This is a genomic window from Pseudomonas sp. CC11G (assembly GCF_056174845.1).
In genome coordinates, this window is sequence record NZ_JBWBZC010000025.1 from 1 (window position 1) to 11,716 (window position 11,716).

Genomic DNA, 11,716 nt, shown 5'->3' on the forward strand with positions numbered 1-11,716 from the left:
TCCAAACTTTTCAGCAGGGCGTTGGCGGCGTTCAGGTTCATCGATTCGGCAGGCTCGACCAGCACCACTTTGCGCCCGCCCATCTGCGCGGTCTGAACCACAAAGCCCACTAGCTCTCGCACCTGGTCGACCTTGATGGCTTTGTCAGCCTCTTCGGGCTCAAGCACAAAATTGTCTGGGTGTGTGCCGGCGGCCAGCAGCATGCAGGACTTGCACTGCCCGCACGCCTTGAGGTCTTGCGGCGACCGGAACAACAGCGCGGCCATGAGGTTTTCGGCCATGGCGCGTTTGCCGATACCGGCCGGGCCATGCAGCAGATACGCGTGGGCGTGTTGCGCGCGGCCGGCCAGGGTTTGCCAGAGCGCCGCTTGCCAGGGATAGACTTCAGCCACGAGCACGCTCCAGCAGTCCGGCAACAGACCGTCCAACTGCACTGCACCTCGGCCAGCGACTGCGCGGATCACCACGCGATAACGCTGCGGATTGGCATCGGCCCGTTGCAGGTACGCATGGCCACCGCATCAAAGAAGGCCCTGCCCTCTTGCTCGAAACGGTCAAGACGGGCCACGGGCGCTGGCCCGGGCCAAGCCGACTTCTACGGGCAAATCGAAGATCAGCGTCAGATCAGGGCGCAGTTCACCCTGGACAAAGCTTTCCAGCGTGGCGATGCGCTCCTGCGACAGGCCACGACCACCGCCCTGATAGGCGTAGGTCGCGTCGGTAAAGCGATCACAGAGCACCACGGCGCCACGCGCAAGGGCTGGGCGAATAACTTGCGCCAGGTGTTGAGCACGGGCGGCAAAAACCAGCAGCAGTTCGGTGTCGGCGGCCATTGGCTCGTCGCTAGGCGCCAACAGCAATTCGCGGATGCGTTCGGCCAGCGGCGTGCCGCCGGGCTCGCGACTTAACACCACGTCCAGACCCTTAGCACGCAGATGCTCGGCCAGGTATTCGCGGTTGGTGCTTTTGCCGGCGCCTTCCGGGCCTTCGAGGGTAATAAACAGGCAGTCACAGGCGTTCCCTTAATGCTTATTGCACAGCCGGCACAGGGGCCGGACTGGAGCGGTAATCGGCGCGTCGCTTGAGTTGGAACTCGCGAACGGCTTGGTTGTGGGCGTCGAGGTCGTCGGAGAATACATGGCTGCCATCACCACGGGCGACAAAATACAGGCTCTTGCCGTCAACCGGGTGCACAGCGGCGTGGATGGCTTCGCGGCCGACCATAGCGATCGGCGTTGGCGGCATACCGGGGATCACATAGGTGTTATAGGGCGTGGCTTCGCGCAAGTGTGCGCGAGTGAGTTTGCCGGTGTACCGTTCGCCGAGGCCGTAGATGACGGTGGGATCGGTCTGCAATTGCATGCCCTGTTGCAGACGCCGCACGAACACGCCGGCAATCTGCCCGCGCTCCTGCGGCACGCCGGTTTCCTTCTCGATCATCGACGCCATGATCAGCGCGTCATAGGCGTCCTTGTACTGCAGGTCGGCATCGCGTTTCTGCCACTCTTCATCCAGCACGGCTGCCAGACGGGCGAAGGCTTGCTTGAGCAGATCGATATCGCTCATGCCGCGCACGTAGCGGTAGGTGTCGGGGAAGAAACGTCCTTCAGGGAAAACGCCGGGCTGGCCGATGCGCTCCATGATCTGGGCATCGGTGAGATCGTTAATGGTTTGTTCGAGTTTGACTTGCTTGGCCAGCGCGGCGCGCACTTGGCGGAAATTCCAGCCTTCCACCAGCGTGAGGCTGTATTGCACCACGTCGCCGCGCTGCCAGAGGGTCAGCATGTCTTGCGCAGTGGCGCCGGGGTTGAGTTGGTATTCACCGCTGTGCAGCGCCTGGCCGGACAGGTTGAAGCGCCAATACAGGCGCAGCCAGAACGCGTCGTGCAGCACCCCTTCGCTTTCCAATCGATTGAGCACGCCGCCCGGAGTGGCGCCGGCCGGCACTTCCATCACATAACCGGCGGGCACATTCAACGGCTGCTTGAGCGCGCTGTTTTGCTGCCAAACGAAGAATGCCAGCAGCAGGCCGGCCAGCAGCACTCCGCCTTCCAATAGCAGCAGTAATTTACGAATCACGAATTAGCAGTCCAGTAGGTCGCGGGCAATGCTTTGCAGTTTACGGGTGAGCGGCCCAACCGGCCAGCGATGGCCTTGCAGCGCGGTGACTGGCCATACGCCATAGAGGCTGTTGCAGACGAAGACTTCGTCGGCGGCAAGCAGTTGCTCCAGGCTGAGCGCCTGAATTGACACGGCGATGGCGAGCGTTTCGGCCTGAGCCAAGAGCTCGGCACGCATCACGCCAGCGACACCAGAGCGACTAAGGTCGGGCGTGATCAGTTGGCCGTCGCGGACGATAAACAGATTGCTGAAAACGCCCTCGATAACGCGGCCGGAGACGTCCAGCATCAGGCCTTCGGCGTGTTCGCTGTCTTGCCATTCGGAACGGGCAAACACCTGCTCCAGACGATTAAGGTGTTTAAGCCCTGCCAGCAGCGGTTGTTCCGCTAGCCGGGTGGCGCAGGGAAAAAGACGCACGCCCTGCTCCGCGTTAACGGCGGCATAAGCGGGAAATGGCGAGGCCAACAGAATACGGCGAGGGGTTGCCGAGGTCGGCGCTGCATATCCACGCAGGCCGTCGCCACGGGTGAGGAGCAGCTTGGCCACGCCCTCTCCGACTTCGGTCGCGAACGCCAACAGCTCGGCGCGAACCAAGGCCAGATCGGCAGGAATGGCTAAGCGCTGACAACCCTCGGCAAGACGCGCGAGGTGACGTTCAAGCAACTGCGGTTGGCCGCCCTTGATGCCGATGGTTTCAAACAACCCATCGCCATACGCCAGGCCGCGGTCCGCGAGGGATGCGGCCTGCGCCGGGCGACCATCCACCCAGCTCTGCATTACTCGGCGAACCGGCGGAACACCAGGGAGCCGTTGGTACCGCCGAAACCGAACGAGTTGGAGACCACGATATCGATCGGCATGTTGCGCGCTTCGTTGGCCACGAAGTCGAGGTCGCAGCCTTCGTCGGGCTCTTCGAGGTTGATGGTCGGCGGCGCCACTTGGTCACGGATGGCCAGCACACTAAAAATCGCCTCAACCGCGCCGGCCGCACCGAGCAGGTGACCGGTCATGGATTTGGTCGAACTCACGGCCAGTTTGTAGGCGTGATCGCCGAACACCGACTTCACCGCCTGGGCTTCAGCCAGGTCGCCGGTCGGCGTCGAGGTGCCGTGGGCGTTGATGTATTGCACTTGGTCGGGGTTTACATTGGCATCGCGCAGGGCATTTTTGATGCAACGTGCGGCGCCGGCACCGTCTTCGGGTGGCGAAGTCATGTGGTATGCGTCGCCGCTCATGCCAAAACCGATCAGCTCGGCGTAGATGCGCGCGCCACGGGCTTTGGCGTGTTCCAACTCTTCCAGCACCAGGGCGCCGGAACCGTCGGCCAGCACGAAGCCGTCGCGGCCTTTGTCCCAGGGACGGCTGGCGCGGGTCGGGTCGTCGTTACGCGTAGACATCGCACGGGCGGCAGCGAAACCGCCGATGCCCAGACCGCAGGCGGCCATTTCGGCGCCGCCGGCAATCATCACGTCCGCTTCGCCGTAGGCGATATTGCGCGCGGCCATGCCGATGCAGTGCGTACCGGTGGTGCAGGCGGTGGCGATGGCATAGTTGGGGCCCTGCAGACCCAGGTGGATCGACAGAAAACCGGAAATCATATTGATGATCGAGCCAGGCACAAAGAACGGCGAAATGCGCCGCGGGCCTTGGTCGAACAGAGCTTTGCAGTTGTTTTCGATATTGGTCAGGCCGCCAATGCCCGAACCCATGGCTACGCCAATGCGCTCACGGTTGGCGTCGGTGACTTCCAGCCCGGCGTCACGCACAGCCTGAAAGCTGGCGGCGAGCCCGTACTGAATGAACAGGTCGATTTTGCGAGCATCTTTGGCCGAGAGGTAATCCTCGACGTTGAAGCCTTTCACCGAACCACCGATACGGGTGGTGAAGGCGGAAAGGTCCGTGTGCTCGATCAGGCCAATACCACTTTGGCCGGCCAAAATACCCTGCCAGCTGCTTGGAACATCGGTACCCAGGGGCGACAACATGCCCATACCGGTGACCACGACGCGTCTACGCGACACAGCAATCTCCTCTTATGCGTTTTATTCAGCGCCCGACAGGCGCTTAAAGAAAAACCGCACGCCTTGTGGGCAGTGCGGCTTTTCCAGGTCGGGAGTCGACGATTACGGGTTATTACGCGTGAGCGGTAACGTAATCGATAGCTTCCTGAACGGTGGTGATTTTTTCGGCTTGCTCGTCCGGGATTTCGGTTTCGAATTCCTCTTCCAGAGCCATCACCAGTTCAACGGTGTCAAGGGAGTCGGCACCCAGGTCTTCAACGAAGGAAGCGCTGTTGGTCACTTCTTCTTCTTTGACGCCCAGTTGCTCGGCAACGATTTTCTTGACGCGTTCTTCGATGGTGCTCATACCTTGTTTTCACTCCTAATGAACAAATCCAGGCAGCTGGTCTGTGTCAGTGTATAGAAAGGGTTTTGCGCATTTCAAGCTGAATGCCGTAGCCCCTCTGGATCACTCCAACGATATGTCTATAAACCAATTGCAGCTTTATAACGGATTTTAGACAGCTCGTATGACAGTTTTCCGCAGGGCCACGTCACATTCAACTCATATACATTCCGCCATTCACGGGAATAGTAGCCCCGGTAACGTAGGCTGCGCCATCGGAAGCCAGGAAAGACACCACATTGGCGATCTCTTCGGCCTGGCCCAGACGGCCAGCGAATCTGTGCCTGAAGCGCTTCACGCTGCGCTTCGGGCAGCTCGCGTGTCATATCGGTATCGATAAAACCCGGCGCTACCGAGTTAACGGTGATTGCCCGCGAACCTACTTCACGCGCCAGGGCACGGCTGAAACCTTCCAGCCCGGCCTTGGCTGCCGCGTAGTTTACCTGTCCGGCGTTGCCCATGGCGCCCACAACCGAACCGATATTGATAATTCTGCCCCAGCGCGCCTTGGTCATGCCGCGCAAAACGGCCTTGGTGACCCGGTATAGGCTGCTCAGGTTGGTGTTGATAACGTCGTGCCACTCTTCATCTTTCATGCGCAACATCAGGTTATCGCGAGTGATGCCAGCGTTGTTTACCACGACCAGCGGCGCACCGAACTGCTTCGAAATAGCGTCCAACACACTGGTTACCGACTCATCGCTGCCCACATCCAGCACAAAACCTGCGCCTTCGATGTTATTGGCTTTGAAGTACTGAGTAATGTTTTCCGCGCCGGAGGCGGAAGTGGCAGTGCCCACGACTGTGGCGCCCTGACGGCCCAATTCAAGAGCAATTGCCTGACCAATACCACGACTGGCGCCGGTGACCAGCGCGACCTTTCCTTGCAGACTCATGGAAGCTTCTCCTAATCAGGCCAGCGCCGCGCGGGTGGCGGCATAGGCGTCTGGGGTGTCGAGATTGTAGGTATTGATGCCTTTAACGCAGCGCTTGTTCAGACCGGACAACACTTTGCCTGGGCCACACTCCACCAGACTGGTCACACCCGATTCCGACAAACGCACAATGGACTCAACCCAACGAACCGGGTTGTAGAGCTGGGCGAGCAGGTCGCGCTTGAGCACCTCGAGATCGTCGACCACAGCGGCGCTGACGTTCTGTACCAGAGCGATCTGGGGCGCCTGCCAGTCAATGACGGTCACGTATTCAGCGAATTGTTCGGCCGCCGGGCGCATCAACGCGCAATGCGACGGCACGCTCACTGGCAACGGCATGGCACGTTTGGCACCACGAGCCTTGCAGGCTTCGATAGCACGCTCAACGGCTGCAGCGGAGCCGGCGATTACGACCTGGCCCGGCGCGTTGAAGTTCACCGCGCTGACCACATCGCCTTGAGCGGCTTCAGCACAAGCGGCCAATACATCGGCATCTTCCAGCCCGAGAATGGCGGCCATACCGCCCTGCCGGCCGGCACGGCTTTCTGCATCAGTTGACCACGACGCTCAACGAGCTTTACCGCATCGGCAAAGCCCAGGCTGCCCGCCGCCACAAGCGCCGAGTACTCACCCAGGCTGTGACCGGCAACAAACGCCGGGCGCGCGCCAGACTCGGCCAGCCACACACGCCACAGCGCGATGGAGGCGGCAAGAATGGCCGGCTGGGTTTTATCGGTTTGATTCAGGGATTCTTCGGGACCTGCCTGGGTCAGCGCCCAGAGGTCATAACCCAAAGCGTCAGACGCTTCAGCAAGGTATCAAGCACCAGCTTCTGCTGTGCGCCGTGCTCGGCAAGCATTCCCAGGGACTGAGAGCCTTGGCCTGGGAAAACGAATGCGAGAGATGCAGACATGTGGACGGTCCCTAATGGTCTTATCGTCGGGAGAATCACGTTCGAGCTAGTCGAGCGCAACAAACTGACAGTTGGATGACAGGCCACCGAGTGCAGTCACATCGGCGGCACCCGCATTACAGCAACAGATGTTCGAGACGACCATGCAAACGTTGCGGCAGGTCTTCGCGCACATCCATGACCGCTCGACGGATAGCGCTCTGAAAACCTTCTGCGCCCGCCGCACCATGACTTTTCACCACAATGGCCTGCAAGCCAAGAAAACTGGCGCCGTTATGCCGCGCTGGCGCCAACTCGCCCTGCAACCGCTTCAATACCGGCATGGCGAGCGAGCCAATCAAGCGCGAGCCGAGATTCTGCTTGAACAGTGCTTCCAGGCGCGCCGAAATCATCGACGCCAGGCCTTCGCTGGATTTGAGCAGGATGTTGCCCACAAACCCATCGCACACCACCACATCGGCTTCGCCACGATACAGCCCATCGCCCTCGATGAAACCGATGTAATTCAATTCACTGACCGGCTGCAGCAGGCTGGCGGCCAGCTTCACTTGCTGATTGCCCTTCACATCTTCAGTGCCGACGTTCAGCAACGCGATACGCGGACGCGCCACCCCCAGCGCTTCAGCGGCGACCGAGCCCATGACGGCGAACTGATACAGATGCTCAGCACTGCAATCGACGTTGGCGCCCAGATCCAGCAGTTGGCAATGACCACGCTGGGTGGGAATGGCCGTCATCATCGCCGGGCGGTCGATACCTGGCAGGGTTTTCAGCAAATAGCGCGATAGCGCCATCAGCGCCCCGGTATTGCCCGAGCTGACACAAGCCTGAGCGCGGCCGTCGCGCACCAGTTCCAGCGCTACACGCATCGAGGAATCGGGCTTGCTGCGCAATGCCTGAGCCGGACGGTCGTCCATGGCGATGACTTCGCTGGCCTGCTCAACGTGCAGACGCGCGCGATCGACACCGGAATGGCGTGCAATCAGTTCATTAAGTAGGGAGGTTTGGCCGACTAGGACCAGGTGCAACGAAGGGAATTCAGCCACGCAAGCAATGCAGGCTGGAACAATGCTGTGGGGACCGAAGTCCCCACCCATTGCGTCAATCGCGATGATCGGTGCGGACAAGAGTTACTCGTCAGCGCCCTTGTCGATCACTTTACGGCCACGGTATACGCCTTCTGGCGAAACGTGGTGACGCAGGTGAACTTCACCGGTGCTCTTCTCAACCGACAGAGTTGCAGCCTCGAGTGCGTCGTGCGAACGGCGCATGTCGCGAGCGGAGCGGGATTTTTTGTTCTGCTGAACAGCCATAATTAATTAACTCCTAAACGTTTGGGTCACGCTTTAACTGTGCCAATACACTGAACGGGTTGGACCGCGATACCTCGTCCTCGCTCGGTTCAGGCTCTTCAAGGCCCGCCGGTTGCTGGCAATCTTCTGGATCATGCAGAGGGACGATGGGCAAGGCGAGCAACAGCTCCTCCTCGATCAACGCCGGCAGATCCAATGGATCCTCACCCAATTCCAGCACGTCGTAGCCTTGCGGCACAGACTGGGTATTCCCACCTTCTTTCACCACAGCGTAACTACACTCGCTGTGGATAGGCAGGGCGACCAGCTCCAGACAACGCTGACAAACCATCTTGACCTCAACGTCGATCGTGCTGTGCATCACTGGCGATCTGCGTTCATCGCGTTCGAAAACAAACTTCGCACGGACGACACCGACATTGTCGGCAAGCGGGTCGCAGAGACGCTGCAAATCGGCTAGGGGCAGCTCACCTTCAAGGGTGGCACCACGATCAGCCAACTTGCGCGGATCAACATGAGGAGGAATCGGGCCATTCAACATAGGCGCAGCATTCTAGGGATGCACCCTGCCTCTGTCAAAGGGAAATTCTGCCTGGGCGCCAAGCAGCACGCTGGTTAGAATCGCCAGCGACTATAAAGGAATCAATATGTTGCCTCTACTCCTGGCTTCCAGCTCCGCCTACCGCCGCGAACTGCTGGCACGCCTGCGCTTGCCCTTCTCCTGCGCCAGCCCGGATATCGACGAAAGCCGCCTGCCCGGCGAAACAGCCGAAGCCCTCGTGCGTCGCCTGGCCGAGCAGAAAACCCGCGCCCTCGCCGAGGCTCACCCACAGCATCTGATCATCGGTTCTGACCAAGTGGCTGTGCTCGGAGAGCAAATTCTCGGCAAACCTCATGACTTCGAACGCGCCCATCGCCAGCTAAGCAACGCCAGCGGCACCAGCGTGACGTTTCTGACCGGCCTCGCCCTTCTCAACACGACGAGCGGCCACTGCCAGGTCGACTGCGTGCCGTTTACGGTGCATTTCCGCGAACTCAGCAGCGAGCGCATCACCCGCTACCTGCACGCAGAACAACCTTATGACTGCGCCGGCAGCTTCAAAGCTGAAGGCCTGGGCGTCAGCCTGTTTCGCGCCACGGAAGGCAGCGACGCTACCAGCCTGGTCGGCCTGCCGCTGATTCGCCTGGTGGATATGCTGCTGCGTGAAGGTGTGGAGATTCCGTAAATCCCCTCCTTTATATAAGCCCACAAAAAAGCCCGGCATCAGCCGGGCTTTTGACTCACGCAACACCAATCAGCGCAGGGTCGGCCCAGAAAAGCCCATCCACATCGCAGCTTGCTCAGCCACGCTGGCGCCGATCTTTTTAGCGAAGCGATCGAACGGCGACTCCTGCACGGTGTAATCCACCAGTTCTTTCTCGCCGATCACATCCCGCGCCACCGAACTGGTATTACCCAGGCCGTCGATCAAGCCCAACTGCAGCGCTTGCTCGCCGGTCCAGATCAGGCCGGAAAACAGCTCAGGGTGCTCGGCATCTTTCAGACGGTCACCACGACCTTGCTTAACCGCCGCAATAAACTGCTTGTGCGTGGTATTCAGCACGCTCTGCCAGAACTCGGTTTCTTCCGCTTTCTGCGGCTGGAACGGATCGAGGAATGCCTTGTGCTCACCCGAGGTGTACACACGGCGATCCACACCCAATTTCTCCATGGTGCCGACAAAGCCGAACGTCGCCGCCGTCACACCAATGGAACCCACCAAGCTGGCCTTGTCGGCATAGATCGCGTCGGCCGCGCTGGCGATGTAGTAAGCGCCAGAAGCACCGAGATCGGAGATCACGGCATACACCTTGATATCCGCATGCTCTCCACGCAGACGACGGATTTCGTCGTAGATATAGCCCGACTGCACCGGACTGCCGCCCGGACTGTTAATGCGCAGCACAATGCCTTTGGTATTTTTGTCTTCGAACGCCGCACGCAAGCTGCCTACCACGTTGTCGGCGTTAGCCGCTTCCTGGTCGGCGATCATGCCTTTGATTTCAATCACAGCAGTGTGCGCAGCGCCTTTCGAGGCATTCTTGGAGAAGTTGAGCACCGGCGAAAACACCGCAATGGCGCCAAACAGATAAATAAAGGTCAGCGCCTTGAAGAAAATACCCCAGCGCCGGGCCCGACGCTGTTCCTGCACGCTCGCGAGCAGGGTCTTTTCCAGCAACTTCCAGCTTTTGTCGTCATTCGACTCGTTCGACATATTCACTTGTCCCTAGCGTTGGTTGAGCCGCGCGCGATTCCAGCCAGGCGCGCAACTCGGAAAAATGTTCGACCATCAAGCGCGGGCCGCACGCTTGCAACGTCTCCAGCGATTGCGCGCCGTACCCTACCGCCACGGAATCCATGCCGGCGTTGCGCGCCATCTGCAAATCGAAGACCGAATCGCCCACCATCAAGGCACGCTCCGCAGGCACGCCGCAGAACGCGAGAATCTGCTCCAGCATCAGCGGCTCGGGCTTGCTGGCGGTTTCATCGGCGCAGCGGGTGATATCGAAGAACTCGCTCCAACCCTGATCTGCCAGTACCCGATTCAAGCCGTGACGCCCCTTGCCGGTCGCTACCGCCAACTGATAGCCCGCGGCACGAAAGGCCGCCATCGATTCGGCAACGCCAGGGAATAGCTGGGAAGGTGTGCCTTCGAGCAACAGATACTGCTCGCTGTAAGCGCGGCAATAGCGATGCGCCAGCGCGGCATCGTCCAGATCGGGATACAGCGCCACCACCACTTCCGGCAAACCCAGGCCGATAATGGCTTTGAGCTCGGTGTCGCTACGGGGCGGCAGATCGCACTCGCGCGCAGCCATGTGCAGCGCGGCGACGATACGACCAATGGAATTCACCAGCGTGCCGTCCCAGTCAAAAATCAACAGATCGTAATCAGCCCGCACTCAAACGCTCCACCGTCTTGCGCCACATATCATCCACGGGCGCTTCCACTTTCAGCACGCCACCTTCAGGCAGCGGCACATGCAGCTCGTAGGCATGCAGGAACAAACGCTTGCCGCCCAGGCCACGGATTTCAGCGGAGAAATCATCGTCGCCGTACTTGGGGTCACCGGCGATACAGTGGCCAGCGTGTTTGGCGTGCACACGAATCTGATGGGTACGACCGGTCACCGGCTTGGCTTCGACCAGCGTGGCGAATTCGCCGAAACGGCGCAGCACGCGGAACAAGGTAAGGGCTTCTTTGCCCTCTTCATTGATCTCGACCATCCGCTCGCCGGAGCGCAGATTGCTTTTCAGCAGCGGTGCGTTGACTTGCTTCTTCGCCGTCGCCCAATGGCCGCGCACCAACGCCATATAGCGCTTGTCCACACCATCCTTGCGCAATGCTTCATGCAGATGACGAAGCATGCTGCGCTTTTTCGCGATCATCAGCAGGCCGGACGTATCGCGATCCAGGCGATGCACCAATTCCAAATCTTTGCAATCCGGGCGCAGTTGGCGAAACGCTTCGATCACGCCGTAATTCAAACCGCTGCCGCCATGCACAGCGATACCCGCCGGCTTATTAATGACGATCAGAGCTTTGTCTTCGAAAACGATCGAGGCTTCCAGGCGTTCGAGCAGGCCTTGGGCCAACGGAACTTCTTCATTCGGCTCGGACAGGCGCAACGGCGGCACGCGCACGATATCGCCCGCCTGCAACTTGTACTCGGGCTTGATCCGCCCCTTGTTCACGCGAACTTCGCCTTTACGCAAAATTCGGTAAATCAAGGTCTTGGGCACACCTTTGAGACGAGTGCGGAGAAAATTGTCGATTCGTTGGCCGGCAAGTTCCGGTTCAACCTCGAGCAGCTGGACGCCGGAGGTCGGAGGAGTGGGTTCTGTCATGGCCGCGATGATAACAATTTTTATTGATTTGAAGCACTTAATCATTGCTGCTATAGTCCCGAACGCCGCCAAAAGTGGCCCGGTTGCGGATGTTTGCCCACATTGCAAGCCCCTTCCGTGTGCAACGTGATTCAGGACG

At 59.9% G+C, this 11,716-nt stretch carries 11 protein-coding genes and 4 pseudogenes; 1 reads left to right on the top strand and 14 read right to left on the bottom strand.

What is annotated here, in order from left to right; genetic code table 11:
* The 11 genes and pseudogenes from AC0V2S_RS22880 to AC0V2S_RS22930 all read right to left on the bottom strand — a co-directional run.
* Positions 1 to 392: pseudogene (locus AC0V2S_RS22880) on the bottom strand (DNA polymerase III subunit delta'); the annotation flags it as partial.
* Positions 385 to 1,004: pseudogene (gene tmk, locus AC0V2S_RS22885) on the bottom strand (dTMP kinase). The pseudogenes AC0V2S_RS22880 and tmk, both read right to left, overlap by 8 nt.
* A gap of 25 nt (positions 1,005 to 1,029) precedes the next feature.
* The gene (mltG, locus tag AC0V2S_RS22890) at positions 1,030 to 2,079 is read right to left on the bottom strand and encodes an endolytic transglycosylase MltG (protein WP_475511714.1); all 1,050 of its coding nucleotides are present in this window, start codon (positions 2,077 to 2,079) and stop codon (positions 1,030 to 1,032) included.
* Between the two features lie 3 nt (positions 2,080 to 2,082).
* Positions 2,083 to 2,898, bottom strand: coding sequence for an aminodeoxychorismate lyase (pabC, locus tag AC0V2S_RS22895; RefSeq protein WP_475511715.1), 816 nt, complete (start codon positions 2,896 to 2,898; stop codon positions 2,083 to 2,085).
* Positions 2,898 to 4,142 carry a beta-ketoacyl-ACP synthase II gene (gene fabF, locus AC0V2S_RS22900; protein ID WP_475511716.1) on the bottom strand — a complete coding sequence of 415 codons (1,245 nt, stop codon included), beginning with the start codon at positions 4,140 to 4,142 and terminating at the stop codon, positions 2,898 to 2,900. The genes pabC and fabF overlap by 1 nt, the downstream gene beginning before the upstream one ends.
* A 112-nt stretch (positions 4,143 to 4,254) precedes the next feature.
* Positions 4,255 to 4,488 (bottom strand): acyl carrier protein, encoded by a 234-nt coding sequence (acpP, locus tag AC0V2S_RS22905; RefSeq protein WP_058066290.1) that lies wholly within the window; start codon positions 4,486 to 4,488, stop codon positions 4,255 to 4,257.
* Positions 4,489 to 4,681: 193 nt separating this feature from the next.
* Positions 4,682 to 5,423 (bottom strand): annotated as a pseudogene (gene fabG, locus AC0V2S_RS22910) (3-oxoacyl-ACP reductase FabG).
* Positions 5,424 to 5,438: 15 nt separating this feature from the next.
* Positions 5,439 to 6,375: pseudogene (gene fabD, locus AC0V2S_RS22915) on the bottom strand (ACP S-malonyltransferase).
* A gap of 116 nt (positions 6,376 to 6,491) precedes the next feature.
* Positions 6,492 to 7,502: a phosphate acyltransferase PlsX gene (plsX, locus tag AC0V2S_RS22920; protein ID WP_475511717.1), complete on the bottom strand. Its 1,011-nt coding sequence runs from the start codon at positions 7,500 to 7,502 to the stop codon at positions 6,492 to 6,494.
* Positions 7,503 to 7,505: 3 nt separating this feature from the next.
* The gene (gene rpmF, locus AC0V2S_RS22925; RefSeq protein WP_475511718.1) at positions 7,506 to 7,688 is read right to left on the bottom strand and encodes a 50S ribosomal protein L32; all 183 of its coding nucleotides are present in this window, start codon (positions 7,686 to 7,688) and stop codon (positions 7,506 to 7,508) included.
* A gap of 13 nt (positions 7,689 to 7,701) precedes the next feature.
* Positions 7,702 to 8,229 (bottom strand): YceD family protein, encoded by a 528-nt coding sequence (locus AC0V2S_RS22930; RefSeq protein ID WP_340662889.1) that lies wholly within the window; start codon positions 8,227 to 8,229, stop codon positions 7,702 to 7,704.
* A 106-nt stretch (positions 8,230 to 8,335) separates the two neighbouring features.
* Here AC0V2S_RS22930 and AC0V2S_RS22935 point away from each other — a divergent pair, with 106 nt between their 5' ends.
* The gene (locus AC0V2S_RS22935; protein ID WP_475511719.1) at positions 8,336 to 8,914 is read left to right on the top strand and encodes a Maf family protein; all 579 of its coding nucleotides are present in this window, start codon (positions 8,336 to 8,338) and stop codon (positions 8,912 to 8,914) included.
* A 69-nt stretch (positions 8,915 to 8,983) separates the two neighbouring features.
* Here AC0V2S_RS22935 and sppA read toward each other — a convergent pair whose 3' ends face one another.
* Genes sppA through rluC form a run of 3 tightly spaced genes read right to left on the bottom strand, consistent with a single transcriptional unit; the run spans position 8,984 to position 11,577 of the window.
* Positions 8,984 to 9,943: a signal peptide peptidase SppA gene (gene sppA / locus AC0V2S_RS22940; protein WP_475511720.1), complete on the bottom strand. Its 960-nt coding sequence runs from the start codon at positions 9,941 to 9,943 to the stop codon at positions 8,984 to 8,986.
* A complete protein-coding gene (locus tag AC0V2S_RS22945; protein WP_475511721.1) occupies positions 9,924 to 10,631 on the bottom strand; it encodes an HAD-IA family hydrolase in 708 nt (235 codons plus the stop codon). The genes sppA and AC0V2S_RS22945 overlap by 20 nt, the downstream gene beginning before the upstream one ends.
* Entirely contained in the window at positions 10,621 to 11,577 is a 957-nt protein-coding gene (gene rluC / locus AC0V2S_RS22950) for a 23S rRNA pseudouridine(955/2504/2580) synthase RluC (RefSeq protein WP_475511781.1), read from the bottom strand. Before rluC ends, AC0V2S_RS22945 begins: the two co-directional genes overlap by 11 nt.
* Positions 11,578 to 11,716 lie beyond the last annotated feature (139 nt).

Bases quoted from the DNA above. Each gene is read 5' to 3' on its own strand.
- pabC (WP_475511715.1), bottom strand. From the start codon at position 2,898: ATGCAGAGCTGGGTGGATGGTCGCCCGGCGCAGGCCGCATCCCTCGCG.
- acpP (WP_058066290.1), bottom strand. From the start codon at position 4,488: ATGAGCACCATCGAAGAACGCGTCAAGAAAATCGTTGCCGAGCAACTG.
- rpmF (WP_475511718.1), bottom strand. From the start codon at position 7,688: ATGGCTGTTCAGCAGAACAAAAAATCCCGCTCCGCTCGCGACATGCGC.
- AC0V2S_RS22930 (WP_340662889.1), bottom strand. From the start codon at position 8,229: ATGTTGAATGGCCCGATTCCTCCTCATGTTGATCCGCGCAAGTTGGCT.
- AC0V2S_RS22935 (WP_475511719.1), top strand. From the start codon at position 8,336: ATGTTGCCTCTACTCCTGGCTTCCAGCTCCGCCTACCGCCGCGAACTG.
- sppA (WP_475511720.1), bottom strand. From the start codon at position 9,943: ATGTCGAACGAGTCGAATGACGACAAAAGCTGGAAGTTGCTGGAAAAG.
- rluC (WP_475511781.1), bottom strand. From the start codon at position 11,577: ATGACAGAACCCACTCCTCCGACCTCCGGCGTCCAGCTGCTCGAGGTT.